This is a genomic window from Cellvibrio sp. PSBB006 (assembly GCF_002162135.1).
In the GTDB taxonomy this organism is placed as follows: Bacteria; Pseudomonadota; Gammaproteobacteria; order Pseudomonadales; family Cellvibrionaceae; genus Cellvibrio.
The window spans coordinates 627496-645301 of the sequence record NZ_CP021382.1 but is presented as its reverse complement, the minus strand read 5'-3'; the positions used below and the strand labels follow the sequence as shown (position 1 = coordinate 645301).

Below are 17806 nucleotides of genomic sequence, written 5' to 3'. Positions count from 1 at the left end.
GGAATCAAAGAACCGCTTTGGGATAAGAGCCCAGCAATTTCAAATCCGCAGCGCGTTGCGCCACTTCTTTAAGAACCTTGCTGATCAGAGGATCATCAACATGACCGACAAAATCAATAAAGAACACATAGGTCCAGGCGCCGGTACGTGATGGACGGGTCTCCACGCGAGTGAGGTCGATATTGTGACGGTGGAACGGCTCCAGCAAATTATGCAACGCGCCCGGCTCGTTACGCATAGCAACGACGACCGACGTTTTATCCACGCCGCTGGCGGGAACGGTTTGCGTACCAATAATTAAAAAACGCGTGGAGTTGTCTGGCTGATCTTCAATTTTTTCGGCCAGTACTTTCAAGCCATAGAGCTCCGCCGCCATGCTACCGGCGATAGCCGCCGCGTTCCATTCACCCTTCAGGCGTTTGGCTGCTTCAGCATTGCTATTCACAGCGATACGTTCCGCTTTGGGATAATGCGCATCGAGCCATTTGCGACATTGAGCCAGGGATTGGGAGTGCGAATAAATACGGCTGATGCTGCCGACATTGGTGACATCGGACACCAATAAATTTTGGTGGATACGCAACTCTACTTCACCGCAAATTTTCAGGTTGGAGCCCATAAAATTATCGAGAGTATGATTAACCACCCCCTCGGTAGAATTCTCAACAGGTACCACACCGTAATTCACGGCACCGGCTTCCACCTCACGAAATACTTCATCAATAGCAGAAAACGGCAGAGCCACGGCTGAATGGCCAAAATGTTTCAAGGCTGCCTGCTGCGTGAAAGTACCTTCCGGCCCGAGATAGGCCACCTTGATAGGATTTTCCAACGCAAGGCAGGCCGACATAATTTCCCGAAACAGGCGTGCCATTTCTTCGTTACTTAACGGCCCGACATTCCGCTCCATGGCCTTACGCAACACCTGCGCTTCACGCTCGGGGCGATAGAAGAGTACTTGCGCTTCCGGTGGTAAGGTGGCCTTTTTCACTTCCGCCACGTCTTGCGCACATTTGGCACGGGCTGAGATCAAGCGACCGATTTCTTCATCAATCGCATCGATTTCGTTGCGCAGGGCCAGGAGTTTTTGCTCTTCGTTCTGTTCGGCTGACATGAGTTAACTACAGCGTGTTGTAGTGAAAAGAGAGACAAATAAAAACACAGCCTGATTGATCAGGCTGCGCTAATTTATTCATCGTTATCTGACGCCTCAGTTGAGTTGTCATCGGTTGGTGCGCCATCCGGTACTCCTTCATCACCAGCGTCATCAACGAGGTCATCACCAGAGGATTCAGCGGTTGCCAGCGCACGATTTGCGGTTTCATCAGCACTTTCTTCAATGCGCTCAAGCCCCTGCATACGCTCACCGGTTTTGAGCTTGATCAAGCGTACACCTTGCGTGTTGCGGCTCAACAATGACACTTCATCAACCCGCGTGCGTACCATGGTGCCCTGATCCGAGATCAACATAATCTCTTCACCATCAAACACTTGCACGGCACCCACAAGTTGACCGTTACGCTCAGTGGTCTGCATACCAATAACGCCTTGCGAACCACGACCTTTCGCCGGGAACTCGCTGACATCTGTGCGCTTTCCATAACCATGTTCACTCACGGTCAGCACATGACCGTTTTCCATGGGAATAACCATCCCTACAACACGCTGACCTTCAGCCAGGCGAATACCGCGCACACCACGTGACGTGCGTCCCATCGCCCGAACCTGCTCTTCGCGGAAGCGTGCGGCCTTACCGCTGCTGGAGAACAGGATGACATCACAGGAACCGTTGGTAATCGCTGTGCCGACAAGCGTATCGCCTTCGTCCAACTCAATCGCCCGCAAACCGACACTGCGCGGACGGGAGAACTGCGTCAACACGGTTTTCTTCACGGTACCGTTAGCGGTAGCCATAAAAATAAAGTGGTCGTCATCGTAGGTTCTCACCGGCAGGATAGAGGTAATACGTTCGCCCTCTTCCAGCGGCAATAAATTCACCACCGGGCGGCCACGTGACTGACGCCCCGCAACAGGAATCATATATACCTTCAACCAATAAACCTTACCGGCATTGGTGAAACACAAAATCGTATCGTGGGTACTGGCGATCAGCAGATGCTCGATAAAGTCTTCATCTTTAACGGCTGTGGCAGATTTACCCATACCACCGCGACGCTGTGCCTGGTAATCATCCAGCGGTTGACTCTTGGCGTAGCCACCATGAGAAATCGTTACTACGCGGTCTTCTTCATTGATCAGATCTTCGGTGGTCAAATCCAGCGTCGACGCAACAATTTCGGTGCGGCGGGCATCGCCGTAATCCACAATCACCTGCTCAAGCTCTTCGCGGATTACCGTCATCAAGCGTATGGGATTGCCGAGGATTTCGAGGTATCCGGCAATTTGCACCAGCTTTTCATCGTATTCGGCAAGCAACTTGTCGTGCTCCATGCCAGTCAAACGATGCAGGCGCAATTCCAGGATGGCTTGTGCCTGCGCAGCGGACAAATAGTATTTACCGTCACGCACGCCAAATTCTTCACCCAGATCTTCCGGACGACAGGCATCTTCACCGGCACGCTCCAGGAACGGCGCCATTTCGCGCGCATCCCAACCCCGTGCCATCAAGCCATCTTTTGCTTCGGCAGGACTGGGTGAGCGCTTGATCAGCTCAATAACTTCATCGATATTGGCAATGGCAACCGCCAGACCTTCCAGAATATGGCCGCGCTCACGCGCTTTGCGCAACAGGTAAACGGTGCGGCGGGTGACCACTTCGCGACGGTGACGAATGAACGCGTCGATCAAATCCCACAGATTTAAAATCTTGGGCTGGCCGTCATCCAGAGCCACCATGTTGATACCAAACACGTTTTGCAATTGTGTTTGGGCGTAAAGGTTGTTCAACAAAACATCGGCAGATTCGGTGCGCTTGACCTCGATAACGATACGCAAACCATCTTTGTCCGACTCGTCACGCAGTTCGCTGATGCCTTCGATTTTCTTTTCTTTTACCAGCTCGGCGATACGCTCAATCAAGCGCGCCTTGTTTAACTGGTAAGGGATCTCGGTCACGATGATGGTTTCGCGGCCGGTTTTTTCATCCACTTCGATATTCGCTTTGGCGCGCACGTAAATACGGCCGCGACCGGTACGATAAGCCTCCACAATACCTGCGCGGCCATTGATGATCGCGCCAGTGGGGAAATCCGGACCGGGAATATATTCCATCAGTTCATCGACGGTGATATCGGGGTTATCAATCATCGCCAGACAGCCCTGCACCACTTCCTTCAGGTTATGCGGCGGGATATTGGTGGCCATACCCACAGCAATACCGGAGGAGCCATTGACCAGCAGATTAGGAATACGGGTGGGTAATACAACGGGGATTTGTTCGGAACCATCATAGTTGGGCGCAAAATCGACGGTTTCTTTGTCGAGATCGGCCAACAGGTCATGGGCCAGCTTGGCCATCCGGATTTCGGTATAACGCATAGCTGCTGCGTTATCGCCATCAATGGAACCGAAGTTCCCCTGACCGTCCACCAGCATGTAGCGCAATGAAAACGGCTGCGCCATACGCACGATGGTGTCATAAACCGCTGAGTCACCGTGGGGATGGTATTTACCGATAACGTCACCCACGACACGAGCCGACTTTTTATAAGGCTTGTTCCAGTCGTTGTTCAACTCGCTCATGGCAAAGAGCACACGGCGATGCACTGGTTTCAAACCGTCGCGCACATCCGGCAATGCACGGCCTACAATAACGCTCATAGCGTAATCGAGATAGGACTGCTTGAGTTCGTCTTCGATATTTACGGGTAAAACTTCTTTTGCAAATTCGCCCATGGGTTTACAGCATTCCTTATTATGGTGACTGCTTGGGTTAATTGATCATTTTGTCAGCACTGGCGAGTGATCGACCGGCTTTTAACGACACACTGAACGGCCTTTTTAAAAACGGGTTTGGCTGCCACAGAAAGGCGGGAATACTACCACAAAATCAATTCGATAGGCATTTTTTAGGCCAGCTCGTGGAGCGCCTGAGCATTCATTGATCAACCCCCGATAGACCCGGTCGCTGCGCTGTGGATCACTGCCCATCAACACGCTTTGGGTTATACTGCGCGGCTCTCAATCTCGGGACGTTTTAACCCAGGAAAGACCATGCCTGCACCAGAAAGCATTCGTTTATTGATTAAAGCGCGGTGGATTGTCCCGGTTATACCGGAGGACCGCGTGCTTGAAAATTGTGCCCTGGCGGTTCACAACGGCGCTATCGTTGCTATTGTTCCCCAGGACGAAGCGGATAAACGCTTCAACGCCGAACAAACCATCAACCTGACTAACCACCTGGTTATACCTGGCCTTATCAATGCCCACGGTCACGCAGCTATGAGCCTGCTGCGTGGCTTTGCGGACGACAAACCCTTGCGCGATTGGCTCAACAATCACATCTGGCCTGCCGAGGATCAGTGGGTTAGCGAAGAATTTGTGCGCGATGGCACTGAGTTAGCCATGGCCGAGATGATCAAAAGCGGCACGACCTGTTTTGCCGACATGTATTTCTATCCCGAGCAAGCCGCCCAGGCTGCCCAACAAGCCCACATGCGGGCGCAAATAGCCTTTCCGATCTTCGATTTTCCTTCTGCCTGGGGCCAGGGGCCGGAGGATTATTTCGCCAAAGGTCTCGCACTGCATGATGACTTCCGCTCCAGTCATCTGGTGAATGTTGGTTTCGGACCCCATGCTCCTTATACCGTCTCCGACGATGTATTGGAGAAGGTGGCTGTGCTGGCCCAGGAAATGGATTCGCCGATTCATATCCACCTCCACGAAACACGTTTTGAGGTAGAGGAATCCCTGAGGAAACATATGAAACGTCCGGCTCAGCGCTTGATGGATTTGGGCGTGCTCACTCCACTGACACAATGCGTGCATATGACGCAAGTGGATGAGAGCGATATCGATTTGCTGCTCGAAAGTGGCGCCCATGTCATTCACTGCCCTGAATCAAATCTCAAATTGGCCAGTGGTTTTTGCCCGGTGCAGAAACTTTGGAATGCCGGCGTCAATATCGCCATAGGCACGGATGGCGCCGCCAGCAACAACGACCTGAATCTCTTGTCCGAACTTAAGACTGCTGCCCTTCTCGCCAAGGCCGTTGCCGATGATGCCGCGGCCCTGGATGCGCATCAGGCGTTACGCATGGCAACGATCAATGGCGCCAGGGCATTGGGAATGGAAGACCGCATAGGTAGCCTTGAAGTCGGCAAAGCGGCAGATATTACCGCAATTGATCTGGGCGAACTGGAAGCGCAGCCGCTGTACAACCCGGTATCTCAATTGATTTATACCGGTTGCAGCCATCGCGTCAGCCATGTCTGGGTAGGCGGTCGCGCGCTGATGCTCAGCCGCCAGCTGCAAACACTCAACGAGCGCGAGCTTATCGGCAAAGCCCGCTGGTGGCGCCAACAAATCGCAAAATAGAAAGCAAGCGGGCCGGAATAGCACCGCGTAATACGCCAAAACAATCAAGTGATACCGCTGCCAAAGATCACACCTAAAAACCTTTTAATGGGCAATGTTTTATGAGCAATGTAGACGCCGCCGAAATTGCTAAATTTGAAGCACTCGCCAGTCGATGGTGGGACAGAAACAGTGAATTCAAGCCGTTGCACGACATTAATCCCTTACGTGCTAACTACATCGATCAACGTTCTCCCGTTGCGCAACGCAAGCTGTTGGATGTTGGTTGTGGCGGCGGCATTCTGGCGGAATCCCTGGCGCAACGAGGCGCCGATGTGACCGGCATTGATATGGGCGAAGCGCCTTTGTCGGTGGCGCGACTGCACGCACTGGAAACCGGTGTGAATGTCGATTACCGAAAAATTGCTGCTGAAACACTGGCCACCGAAGCGGCTGGCCAGTTTGACATTGTCACCTGCCTTGAGATGCTTGAGCACGTGCCTGATCCCAGCTCCATCGTCAATGCGTGCGCACAATTGGTAAAACCGGGCGGCGATGTGTATTTCTCAACGATTAACCGCAATCCCAAGGCTTATGCCTTCGCCATTCTCGGCGCAGAATATCTATTAAAGCTGCTCCCCAAAGGTACGCACGAATACAGCAAATTTATTCGACCTTCGGAGCTGGCAAAATGGTTACGCCAGAGCGGTTTGGAATTGCAGGACATCACCGGCATGACTTATAACCCGCTAACTAAAAACTACAAGCTTGACCCACAAGATGTTAGCGTGAATTATTTGTTGCACGCCAAGAAAATCTAGCAAGCTACTGCGCTTTTCAACTCAGGATTTTTGCATGTCACCCAGCAAACCGATTCGTGCCGTCATGTTTGACCTTGATGGTACCTTACTGGATACCGCGCCCGATTTTATCGTGGTGTTAAATCAATTATTGGAAGAGAACCAACGCCCTGCTCTGCCCGCTGATCTGATTCGCGCGTCTGTATCCAATGGTGCGCGCGCACTGGTCAGTCTCGGTTTCGGCATTGACGATCAGGACCCGCATTTTGAGCGGTTACGTGTACGTTTACTTGAGCTTTATGCGTTGCACATTGCAGTACATACACAATTATTTCCCGGCATTAACGAATTACTCTCCAAATTACAGCAACACAATATTGCCTGGGGTATTGCCACCAACAAACCCTCGGCCTATACCCACCAACTGTTGAAAGCCTTGCCAATACAACCGCCTCCCATCAGCATCATCTGCCCGGAAGATGTTAAGCAACGCAAACCGCATCCGGAATCCATGTTTCTCGCCAGCCAACATGTCGGCTGCCAGCCTGATGAGATTGTGTATATTGGCGATCACAAACGCGATATCGATTGCGGCAGAGAGGCGGGGGCAATTACCATTGCAGCAGCCTACGGTTACATTGAAGCCGAGGATAACATCGACAACTGGCAAGCCGATTATTGTGTCAATCACGCCGATGAAATCTGGCCCATCCTTGAAAACCTGATGATTGCCTCCAGACAATTAGTCAGAAGCGATAGCGGAACGTCGGAAACTGCAGGTCATATGGAAAACTGATTGTCGGGACGCAAATTTATGATGCACATACCAAAAGATTACACTGCTGCGGCAAACGTATTACAGGATAAAATTATCCTGGTTACCGGTGCCGGCGACGGTATCGGGCGCGTAGCCGCAAAGACGTTTGCCGCACATGGTGCGACCGTTGTTTTATTGGGCCGCACCATGGCCAAACTTGAAATGGTTTACGACGAAATCGAAGCAGCTGGTCATCCTCAACCTGCTATTTATCCGATCAACTTTGAAGGTGCTGTTGAGAAAGATTACGTGGATTTGGGTAATGCCATTAACGATGCTTTTGGACGCGTAGATGGCATCCTGCACAATGCCGCTGAACTGGGCGAACGTACGCCCATCAGCAATTACAGCAGCACAACCTGGATGCGCGCCATGCAGGTGAATGTGAACGCACCTTTTATGCTGACGCGTGCACTACTACCCTTGCTCGATAAAGCACCCAACGCTTCTATCTTATTTACAGGCTCTACCGTGGGTATACAAGGCCGTGCGTTTTGGGGTGGATATGCCGCATCCAAAGCTGCTGCCGAAAATTTGATGCAAACTCTGGCTGACGAACTTCAGGAAACTTCGCGTATTCGCGTGAACAGTATTAACCCTGGCGCCACTCGCACCCGCATGCGGGCGGCGGCTTATCCAGCCGAAAATCCCACCAGCATTAAACCTCCGGAAGATTTAATGCCAGCTTATTTATATTTGATGGGCGATGATTCGATTGGAATATCCGGCCAGCAATTCGAATATGCTGAGGAAATATCGGAGTAGAATTATTGATAATGTATCGTCGGATTACGTCGCGTTGCGACTAATCCGACCTACTGCAACTCACACCAGTACCGCCGAGGCCGCAATAGCCATCGGGATTTTTCGCGAGGTATTGTTGATGATAATCCTCGGCATAGTAAAACGCGGTAGCCATTAAAATTTCGGTCGTAATGTCTCCAAAACCCGCTTCCGACAAGGCACCTTGATAAGCCGCTCGACTCACTTCCGCCGTCTGCTTTTGCATCTCATCGAGCGTATAAATACCAGAGCGGTATTGTGTGCCCCGATCATTCCCCTGCCGCATTCCCTGAGTTGGGTTATGAGATTCCCAAAACACCATCAGGATTTTTTCAAGCGAAATGATCGCCGGATCAAATACGACCAACACCACCTCGTTGTGGCCCGTCAAACCGCTGCACACTTCCTCGTAAGTCGGGTTGGGGGTGTAACCGGCCGAGTAACCTACCGCCGTGGTGTACACACCCTCTTGCCGCCAAAACCGACGCTCCGCTCCCCAAAAGCAACCTAACCCTAAAATAATTTGCTGCATATTTTCCGGGAAGGGTGGCTGGATAGTATGGCCGTTGACGTAATGGTTGTTTTTGACGGGCATGGGTTGAGAGCGCCCCGGCAAAGCTTGTTCGGGGCTCGGCATGTGGAGTTTTTGTGTACCGTATAACATCAGACGGCCTCCATTATCAGGAACAGAGCAATAAGGCATCGCGCCTGGATTTTTTAGCGCGATGTACCAATTAAAACCAACGGTTGTAGTTCAGTCGCTCCCACCAGGTCAACAGCAGGCGATCCACGGCGCCTTGCGCGGCGATACCCAATTTTTCCGGTAAGGATTTTTTGAAACTGTAACTCACTTCGTAGATGTCGGCATTGTCAGCTTGTGTGAGCAGATATTCATCACTGGTGTGCAAGCCATCCACCAGATTAACCTCCATTGCACGACGCCCGAACCAAACCTCACCCGTGGCAACCTTTGCGATATCTACCTGGGGACGATGTTCACTGACAAACTCTTTAAATAACACATGAGTGTCTTCCAGGTCTTCCTTGAATTTCTCGCGCCCCTTGTCGGTATTTTCACCGAACATGGTAACAGTGCGTTTGTACTCACCCGCCGTAAACATCTCGTAATCAATATTATTTTTCTTGAGCAGTTTGTGGAAATTGGGCAGCTGGGCAATGACACCGATAGACCCCAGAACAGCAAAAGGTGCAGCAATAATTTTATCTGCAACACACGCCATCATGTAACCGCCACTGGCGGCGACTTTATCCACACAAACCGTCAGGGGAATTTTTTTATTGCTGATACGTGCTAACTGACTGGCAGCCAAGCCATAGCTGTGCACCATTCCGCCACCGCTTTCCAGCTTTACAACGACCTCATCGGTCGCTGTAGCCAAACTGAGTACTGCGCTGATTTCTTCGCGCAGGTTATCGCAGGCAGATGCTTTTATATCCCCGTGGAAATCGAGGACAAACACACGTTTTTTATCCGTTGCCTTTGCGCTTGCATCGGCTTCGTCAGTGGTGCTTTCCGGTTTGGCTTTCGCAGCAAGCTTAGCGGCTTTTTTCTTTTCTGAACGCTCTGCTTTTTCACGCTTTTTCTCTTCCTTCATCAGCGTTTTTAGCTGCTCAGAATCAAGTGTTGCTTCTTTAAGCACATCGCGCATATGCTCAAATTTTTCATTGAGCTTATTGACTTCAATGTGGCCTTTATCGGTTTTTTTATGGCGCTGTCCCGCCGAAAAGACCAAGCCCACAATAACGCCAATCGCCACTACAATCGTGACTGTTTTAGCAAGAAACAACCCGTATTCCGTTAAAAATTCCAACTGACTACCCCATTTACCTTATTGAATAATAATTGCTATCGCCAGGCGCCTATCGCATCTTCAGCTGGCGCATTAAGTGGACGTGCCAGTAGCCCCGTATTGGACAGGGAAACTTCATAAAGTGCCCCGTCAGCCATAGGCAGATAAGTTGCGCTACCGTAAATCGCATCCACCACCGGAACCCATTCCGGATATTTATTAATCCAGTTCCAAACGTCCAGGTTGTACAGGCTTTCATTTAATGCATATACCGTGCGGCTGGCGGTGCGCTCCTGTTCAAGATCGTAATAGCGTCCGTTAATTCGATCCAGGCGATAGGCCGGACGCAGGCCAAAGGTTCCCAGATAACCCTTCCATTTGACGACCCGTGCATCCAGTTGCCATTGATCGCCGCGCAAGGTGTAGCGATGTTCATTGCCCTTGCTATCCACCAGCACCGCATCAAAATGCTGATCTTCTATCTTTTCAAAATTGATCGTGGCGATCACTTGCTCTTGCATAATCTGTTTATAACGAAAGATATCGTATGCAATCAGCCCGACCGCCAGGGCGACCGTTAACAGGATCAACCCGAACATGCCTCGCAGCCATCCCATGATCCAACTGCCGCGGAGCAGGATACTCAACGCCTTGTACGCGATTAAGCCACCTATCGTAATCACCACTAATGCTATGAGGGTGTATAACATGTTGCTCCCGGTCGGATTATTTTTGATTGGTTTGCTGTTGGACAAAATGCGCGATCAATTGACCCGCTAGAGTAGCGATTGGCGGCACCTGAGGCAACTGATCGTAGCGCCACCAACGTGCATCCACAATTTCATCGTTGTCGATCTGAATATCGCCGGAGGCATACTCAGCGTGAAAGCCAAGCATTAACTGATGGGGAAATGGCCAGGGTTGGCTATGAAAATAACGTGGCGAATGAACAGCGACTCCGACTTCCTCAAGGATCTCGCGGTGAATGGTATCTTCCAGGCGTTCACCCGCCTCTACAAAACCGGCGAGCGCGGTATAGATGGCCTGTTTTGAGCGGGCATGCTGCGCCAGCAAACATTCATCTCCGCGCGTTATCAATACGATAACGCAGGGGGACAAGCGGGGATAAAAGTGGATTTCGCATTGATGGCAGACTTTAGCGCGCTCATCATCATTGCTGACGGTAGGACGGCCGCAGCGTCCGCAGAACTGGTGATCCAGATGCCACTGGACTACCTGCAATGCACGACCGGCCAGCAGGAAGTACTCTTCATTTACCATCCCCAACAGGCTGCGCAAGCCCTGCCACTGCCATGTAGCCGTATCTGTTGGCTTTTCCACATCCACAGCCCAGCAGGCCGCGCGATCGAGATAGCCCATAAAGTGTTGGCTATTGATAACAAGATGGGTTGCAGCAAATTCAGCCTGAGAAAAAGGTCGCCAGGTGCTCCCGACAGGATTCACTAATTGACCGTTTGCGACGGGAATGTAGCAGGTCGCCGTGGCGACCTGGGCTGGCTGTGTGGCGGGAATAAAAACCATGGTTACACCCGATAACCTAATGCCTCCAGGCTCTCTTCGGCAATTTCCAGCACGCTGGTATCAGCATTTTTATCGATCTTGATACTGTCGAGGTAATATTCAAGGCTGATGATGGCGTCGGCAAAGGTTTCCAGCATATGTTGCACAGCCGCCATTTGCTCGTTGCGCAGCAGCGACACCTCGATAAATTCAATGCATTTTGCCAGCACCTTGGCTGCCCGGGATAAACCCAGCACAAACATACCGCCACGCACGCTGTCGAGCGTACCGACAATATTGTGGATATGCGCTTTGTCGTAATTGGATTCTATAAAAGAACTCAAGGCGCGTTTGACCATAGCCAGCCCGGACTCAGCCTCTTCGATAACCAGGCGCTCAGCCTCAGCGATCTGGCTGTGGGCCATGGCATCATCGCGGGATAACGCATTGATCTGCGCGAGCTTTTCGTCGGAAAGATTGACCTTGCCCAGACCTGAAATCGTACTTTCAACGTACAGCAAGGTGTCCGCTACACCCAATAATTCGTCCGGGCTCACCGGCTTTTTGGTTTTTTGCCAATGGGCAATCTTTTCGATTTCCTGTTTCAGACTGGTGCTGGGTGCAACCAAGCCGACTACCGACAGGATATCGGCCACCTTTTTCAGCGTATCCACCAGCTCGGGCGTTTCACTCAACAGTTCAGCACCGCCTTGGGCTGCCCGCTCCAGGATATTTTTTGTGCTGCGCAATTCATCGCTCAACACGGCCGCCATGGAATTTAAGGTATTGGCGCTCGGTCCTTTGAGGAACTCCATCTCACGAGCCAGCTCGGCATCGGTATAACGAACCGGTTTAATATCGTAAGCCGTCGCAACAGCCCTGACTTTGTCATCTGTCGCCCGGGACAGCGCCACAATGTACAACAGGTCTTTCAATAAATTCTTGTCCGGCTGACGCGCGAGAGACTGCTTCCCTTCCATCTGTAACCGTTTTATCTCGCGATCCAGGGCACTGAACAGCAACTTGCGCCCCTTGGTCAGCTGCATATCTTTGTCCGAGATCGCTGTAAAAGCCGCTGAGGCTACCCACCAGAGATTACCGAAAGGTGCTGTACCACTGGCAGCGTCCAAACGATCCATGGCGCGACACATCATGCCCAGAGAGGGTTTAACCTGTACACCCTGGAGCACCTTCAACAGACCGGTTTGGTACATGTGACGCAAACGGCGCACCAACGCCATTAAGTCTTCGTTCAATGGCGCAGCGGATGCCGGGCGTGCAACACCAGTCGGCGGCTCGTATTGGTAGAAATGGCTTTCGGGTACCAGAGGGGCTTTACGCGCCTGGCGCAACTCATTGATATGGGGGATCAGCAGCATGGCCATACTGCGGGAGGTTTGCGTGCAGTATTCAAGGTAGCGCGGCAGGATAAAAAAAGCCGAGGTCAACAACTCCAATTTACGATTGGTTTTGGTTTCCTCACCCAGGGTAATCTCGGTGATATGTTCCACCAACTCCTCCGCCAGCAGGTCTACACCTTTGAGCTGAATCAGACTCAATGTGCCGCGAATCTGCTTAATACCGTCGATACAATTTTGCAGCAATTCACCGTTATTGCGGTCATTGGCGAATTGCTCAAGCCCCACGGCAGATTGTTCAATAGTGGCAACCAATTCATCCTGAACCATCTTCAGGGAGGCTAGATTGAGAGTTTCGCTATTGCTCACGAGTACTTCCTTAACTGACAGTAAAAAGGCGCGATCGACAACCACACCGGGCTTGATTAGCTTAGCGCAAGATATTCCCTGTTGCTTACTTTGGGCTGGCGAATGATGGCAGCAATGTATACCAGGTCACGCCGCTTTTTGATGTTAAGTTAACAATTCTAATATGGATTTTATAAAAAGCCGCTAAGTCATTGTCATTATTGCTAATTATTTCGCAAATCACGCATCGGCAACTTGCAGCCAAACGCAATTGCCACCGCTGCTTTTGTCGATAGCCGCCAGTTTTTCTTCATGAGCCGTCAACTCGTCAAGAGTCGCGGCGATGACGGGCAAAGGCCGACGGCCGGGGTTCAGGCGGCGAATTTCGCTGACGGCAGCGGCGCCATCCCCCTTGGACTGGTTACCACTCAATGACAGCGCCGTTTGGCCGCCTGTCATTAGCAGATACACGTCGGCCAGAATCTCGGCATCCAGCAACGCGCCGTGGAGCTCGCGCTGGGAATTGTCTACGCCATAGCGTTTGCACAGGGCATCCAGATTATTTTTCTGCCCGGGGTGCTTACTTCGTGCCAACAGAAGGCTGTCGACCACATTGCAGCGGCGGGTTATGGATTGGTGGGCAGGATTAAGCTTGCGCAGTTCGTGGTCGATAAAGCCGATATCAAAGGGCGCGTTATGGATAACCAGTTCGGCATCACCGATAAAGTCCAGAAAATCCTCGGCAATTTTCGCAAATACCGGTTTGTCTGCGAGCATCTCATTGCTGATACCGTGCACTTCAAAGGCCCCTGCGTCCACCTCGCGTTCCGGGTTGATGTACTGGTGATAATGCCGCCCCGTCAGGCGGCGGTTGAAGAGTTCAACACAACCAATCTCAATGATCCTGTGATCCTGAGCGGTTTCAAGACCTGTGGTTTCGGTATCCAGTACAACCTGACGCATGCTTACCCCTGTTAATGTGAAAATTCATCAATGCCGCGATTGGCCAGCAGATCGGCCAGTTCATTCTCGCGATGTCCGCTGTGGCCCTTGACCCAGTGCCATTCCACTTTATGACGCTGGTTAAGTTCATCAAGCCGTTGCCACAGATCGGCATTTTTTACCGGTTGCTTGCTCGCAGTGCGCCAGCCATTGCGCTTCCAGCCAGCCAGCCATTCGGTTATTCCCTTGCGCACATATTGGGAGTCAGTGGTGATCACGACCTCGCAGGGCTCTTTCAAGGCTGAAAGCCCTTCAATGGCTGCCATCAGCTCCATACGATTATTGGTCGTCAGTTTCTCACCCCCGTGCAGGGATTTTTCTATCGTGCCAAAGCGCAATAACGCACCCCAGCCACCGGGACCAGGGTTACCCCGACAGGCACCATCGGTGAATATCTCAACATGTTTCAAACTTACTCTTCCCTATCGTTTTGATTGGTCTTCGCGACCTTGATGGAAGGACTTTTGACCCGCCCGTGAAGCTTGGTAATACCTAACCCCGGTACCGGTTTTAGCGTGCGCCATGCAGGCTTCAGGGGTGTCAACGCAATACGCTCCTTACGCGCCACAATCATGTAATAGCCACCCCAAGGCAGACGCAGCCTTTTACCCCAGCGCTCAAGCCAATGCAAATGTTTGATGGCGCCTGGATGCTGCAAGGGTAAACGATAGAAACCTTGCTGGATATCCACTGACTCGAAATCCAACAACGTCAGCCAGTCCAGAATCCGCCCCAGCCGCAAGGACTGATGGCGCCAGCGCGGCTTGCGGCTGAAGAAGCGGGCAAACCAACGGCAGGTGCCGAACACACTCCAGGGATTGAACCCCAGAATAACGAGATGCCCCCGCGGAATAAGCACACGGGCCGATTCCCTTAATAACTGATGGGGGCTTTGGCTGTAATCCAGGACATGATGCAGGAGTACGACATCAATCGACTCCTCCGGAAGCGGCAATTCGGCGAAGTCGCACAAGGCAGATAGACTGGGGTTTTCATCGGACACCGGGCTCAAGGAAAAGCGGTGGGTAATGCGACTGGAATGCCCCAGATCCAGTCGAGGACTAATGCTCATTTGCAATAGATGGTATCCAAACAAGCAATGCAAGGCTTGTTCGATAGATTCCCCCTCCTCACTCAACAGGGCTTCACCGAGCGGTGTTTCAAACCAGCTGACCATATCCCGGATTGACTCTTCTTCAGGCAAAACACCGAAGTGCTTTCGCCAGAACTGGCGCAGTGGCCCCAATGACTGATGCGACATGGTATGTCCCCGGTAACTTGTATTTTGAACTCGGAGAAGGCTAGGCTTGTCCCTTGCGGTACACCATCACCCTGCGAGCGATCCAATTGTGTTAACTGTTTACTCTATCCCGGCCCTTGAGAGCAATTATTTCTGGTTGCTGCAACCGGTGCCGGAAAAGCCGGACGCCTATATTCTCGATCCGGGCGATGCGCAGCCGGTTCTGGATTGTCTGCGACGGCACCAGTTGAATCTGGCTGGAATTATTATCACCCACCATCACTGGGATCACACGGATGGTATCAATGATTTATTGGCCCAGTTCCCCGTGTCGGTTTACGGCCCCGATTCCCAGCGAATTCCGCAAGTAACTCATAAACTGCATGGCGGCGATACCCTCGAATTGCCTGACCTGCAACTGGATGTATTGGCCGTACCCGGCCATACACTGGATCACCTGGCCTACCTTCACACCGACAGCGAACCGACAAAGCTCTTTTGCGGAGACAGTCTGTTCGCCGGGGGCTGCGGACGAATGTTTGAAGGCCAGCCAGAACAAATGCTCGCGTCACTTAACAAGCTCGCCGCCTTACCTGAGAACACGCTGATTTACTGCTCCCATGAATACACCCTCGCTAACCTGCAGTTCGCCCTCAAGATTGAGCCTGACAACAAAGCGCTTACGGACCGTTTGCAACAAACACAGCAGCTGCGCCAACAACACCTGAGCACCCTGCCCTCCACCATTGCACTTGAACGACGCACCAATCCTTTTTTGCGTTGTCATTTACCGACCGTCAAGGCCGCCGCCGAGCGCCATGCCGGCACCCTGTTAACCTCGGATGCAGACGTTTTTGGGGCAATCCGGCGCTGGAAAGATCAAGCCTGAACAGGCTACGCATGTCTCATCGCCCAGTATGCTTGATTGACCACTCTGGATGTTGCACATAGAATCACTTTCAACCAGTCGATTCCAGGGAGGGCGGCGCCGATAAATCCAACAAAATCAACGTGACTTAATGATAATGTTTAACCGCCACCCAAGCTTGCGACTATTTACCCTGTCCCTGGTTTTATTTTCGCTCTCCGCCTGTAACCTGCTCAAGCCCCAATCAACCACCGATACCAGCGGATTAACAGACTCCCTGCCCGATTTTGAATCTGACGAATACCACTTGGAACAACGAGCCAATCTCGAAGACAAGATCGTTGAGGAGGTCAATAAAGTTACCGAAATAGAGTATGTCGATATCTGGGCTCGTATCCGCAGTGGCTATGGATTACCGACTGTCAGTAATGCGAAAGTTGATGCCCATTTGAAATGGTATGCCAACAATCAAACCCATCTTGATCGGGTTACCGAGCGCAGCCAGCGTTACCTGCATTACGTCGTTTCCGAGATGGAAAGCAATAATATGCCCCTGGAATTGGCCCTCTTGCCGATGATTGAGAGCACCTACAATCCGTTTGCCTATTCACGTGCCAAAGCAGCAGGCATCTGGCAATTCGTGTCCGGCACCGGAAAAAGCTTTGGTTTGAAACAAAACTGGTGGTATGACGGCCGCCGCGACGTTGTTGCCTCAACGGACGCCGCCATTCGTTACCTGCAACGCCTTCACGCCATGTTCGACAACGACTGGTTATTAGCCCTGGCAGCTTACAACTCCGGGGAAGGACGCGTGCGACGCGCCATCGAAAAAAATCGCCGAGCGGGCAAACCCACTGACTTCTGGTCGCTCTCTTTACCCAAGGAAACCCGCTCCTATATTCCCCACCTGCTCGCACTCTCACAAATTATCCGTACGCCCGAAATCTACAATGTCAGTCTGCACGACATACCTAATGATCCTTACTTCACCATGATCAATCTCGATGCGCAGATCGATCTCATGCAGGCCGCCCGTCTGGCAGATATTGATTTAACCGAGTTGCAGCATCTTAATGCCGGCTATAACCGTTGGCTCACGTCACCGTCCGGTGAGCATGTTCTACTGGTACCCGTCGCCGATGCCGAAAACTTCACCAACCAACTTGATAACATGCCCAAGCTTCCGCCGATCAGCTGGAGCGAACATAAAGTGGTTAAAGGCGATGTCCTCGGCACCATCGCACGCCGCCATAAAACAACGGTAGATGCCATCAAATCCGTCAATCGTTTGAAAAACAACAATATCCGTATCGGCCAGGTTCTGTTGGTTCCCAGTGCCGCGATAACCATGCCCGAATACACCAGCTCTGAAGATCTGATGTATGGCTACGGCAAAAAGAAACCGGGCGCCGGAGCCCAATACCACAACGTGCGTTCGGGTGATAATTTGTGGACTATCGCCCGTCGCTATGACACAAGTGTTAAAAGCCTGACAAGGCTGAATAACATCAGCGCAAAGACCTTACTCAAACCCGGGCAAAAACTTTTGGTATCGAACAAGTCCAATGCCATTGTCGATAAAACTGTTGTTGCAGAGAATGGTCTACATAAACTCGTTTATCAGATTCAGAGCGGCGACACGCTGTACAGTATTGCCAACCGCTTTCGTTTATCGACCAAAGATATTCTCAGTTGGAATTCCGTGAAAGATGCGAGCTACATTCATCCAGGGCAATCGCTGACCTTGTATGTGCATGAGCAGCATATTAATTAAATATGAACG

General features: G+C 51.6%; 16 protein-coding genes. 6 read left to right on the top strand and 10 right to left on the bottom strand.

The window, feature by feature from the left end; genetic code table 11:
- Window positions 1-4 precede the first annotated feature (4 nt).
- Together pheA and gyrA are read right to left on the bottom strand one after the other, a co-directional pair.
- Window positions 5-1114, bottom strand: a complete 1110-nt coding sequence (gene pheA, locus CBR65_RS02975; protein WP_087465463.1) for a prephenate dehydratase — start codon at window positions 1112-1114, stop codon at window positions 5-7.
- A 74-nt stretch (window positions 1115-1188) separates the two neighbouring features.
- Window positions 1189-3855 (bottom strand): DNA gyrase subunit A, encoded by a 2667-nt coding sequence (gene gyrA / locus CBR65_RS02970; protein ID WP_087465462.1) that lies wholly within the window; start codon window positions 3853-3855, stop codon window positions 1189-1191.
- Window positions 3856-4173: 318 nt separating this feature from the next.
- Between gyrA and CBR65_RS02965 the strand changes: the two genes are divergently transcribed.
- From CBR65_RS02965 to CBR65_RS02950, 4 genes are all read left to right on the top strand, one after another.
- The gene (locus CBR65_RS02965) at window positions 4174-5496 is read left to right on the top strand and encodes a TRZ/ATZ family hydrolase (RefSeq protein WP_087465461.1); all 1323 of its coding nucleotides are present in this window, start codon (window positions 4174-4176) and stop codon (window positions 5494-5496) included.
- A gap of 101 nt (window positions 5497-5597) precedes the next feature.
- Window positions 5598-6296 carry a bifunctional 2-polyprenyl-6-hydroxyphenol methylase/3-demethylubiquinol 3-O-methyltransferase UbiG gene (gene ubiG, locus CBR65_RS02960; protein ID WP_087465460.1) on the top strand — a complete coding sequence of 233 codons (699 nt, stop codon included), beginning with the start codon at window positions 5598-5600 and terminating at the stop codon, window positions 6294-6296.
- Window positions 6297-6330: 34 nt separating this feature from the next.
- Complete coding sequence (locus CBR65_RS02955; protein WP_232461334.1) at window positions 6331-7071, top strand: HAD family hydrolase; 741 nt, start codon at window positions 6331-6333, stop codon at window positions 7069-7071.
- 18 nt (window positions 7072-7089) lie between these two features.
- Window positions 7090-7857 carry a YciK family oxidoreductase gene (locus tag CBR65_RS02950; protein ID WP_369825646.1) on the top strand — a complete coding sequence of 256 codons (768 nt, stop codon included), beginning with the start codon at window positions 7090-7092 and terminating at the stop codon, window positions 7855-7857.
- A 40-nt stretch (window positions 7858-7897) separates the two neighbouring features.
- Here the strand turns inward: CBR65_RS02950 and msrA are convergent, their stop codons facing one another.
- The 8 genes from msrA to CBR65_RS02910 all read right to left on the bottom strand — a co-directional run bounded on the left by msrA (window position 7898) and on the right by CBR65_RS02910 (window position 15176).
- On the bottom strand, window positions 7898-8539 hold the full coding sequence (gene msrA, locus CBR65_RS02945) for a peptide-methionine (S)-S-oxide reductase MsrA (protein WP_198300863.1): 642 nt from the start codon (window positions 8537-8539) through the stop codon (window positions 7898-7900).
- 70 nt (window positions 8540-8609) lie between these two features.
- Window positions 8610-9707 carry a protease SohB gene (gene sohB / locus CBR65_RS02940; RefSeq protein ID WP_087465459.1) on the bottom strand — a complete coding sequence of 366 codons (1098 nt, stop codon included), beginning with the start codon at window positions 9705-9707 and terminating at the stop codon, window positions 8610-8612.
- A 35-nt stretch (window positions 9708-9742) separates the two neighbouring features.
- The gene (locus CBR65_RS02935; RefSeq protein ID WP_087465458.1) at window positions 9743-10396 is read right to left on the bottom strand and encodes a cation/multidrug efflux pump; all 654 of its coding nucleotides are present in this window, start codon (window positions 10394-10396) and stop codon (window positions 9743-9745) included.
- Window positions 10397-10412: 16 nt separating this feature from the next.
- Entirely contained in the window at window positions 10413-11228 is an 816-nt protein-coding gene (gene nudC / locus CBR65_RS02930) for an NAD(+) diphosphatase (RefSeq protein ID WP_087465457.1), read from the bottom strand.
- A 2-nt stretch (window positions 11229-11230) separates the two neighbouring features.
- On the bottom strand, window positions 11231-12934 hold the full coding sequence (locus tag CBR65_RS02925) for a pilus assembly protein (RefSeq protein WP_087465456.1): 1704 nt from the start codon (window positions 12932-12934) through the stop codon (window positions 11231-11233).
- 219 nt (window positions 12935-13153) lie between these two features.
- The gene (dnaQ, locus tag CBR65_RS02920; protein WP_087465455.1) at window positions 13154-13876 is read right to left on the bottom strand and encodes a DNA polymerase III subunit epsilon; all 723 of its coding nucleotides are present in this window, start codon (window positions 13874-13876) and stop codon (window positions 13154-13156) included.
- Window positions 13877-13887: 11 nt separating this feature from the next.
- Window positions 13888-14325 carry a ribonuclease HI gene (gene rnhA, locus CBR65_RS02915; RefSeq protein ID WP_087465454.1) on the bottom strand — a complete coding sequence of 146 codons (438 nt, stop codon included), beginning with the start codon at window positions 14323-14325 and terminating at the stop codon, window positions 13888-13890.
- Window positions 14326-14327: 2 nt separating this feature from the next.
- Window positions 14328-15176 carry a methyltransferase domain-containing protein gene (locus CBR65_RS02910; protein WP_087465453.1) on the bottom strand — a complete coding sequence of 283 codons (849 nt, stop codon included), beginning with the start codon at window positions 15174-15176 and terminating at the stop codon, window positions 14328-14330.
- A gap of 88 nt (window positions 15177-15264) precedes the next feature.
- On the opposite strand from CBR65_RS02910, the gene gloB reads away from it, so the two are divergent.
- Window positions 15265-16044, top strand: a complete 780-nt coding sequence (gene gloB, locus CBR65_RS02905; protein WP_087468901.1) for a hydroxyacylglutathione hydrolase — start codon at window positions 15265-15267, stop codon at window positions 16042-16044.
- A gap of 130 nt (window positions 16045-16174) precedes the next feature.
- Window positions 16175-17797 (top strand): LysM peptidoglycan-binding domain-containing protein, encoded by a 1623-nt coding sequence (locus CBR65_RS02900; RefSeq protein ID WP_087465452.1) that lies wholly within the window; start codon window positions 16175-16177, stop codon window positions 17795-17797.
- Window positions 17798-17806 lie beyond the last annotated feature (9 nt).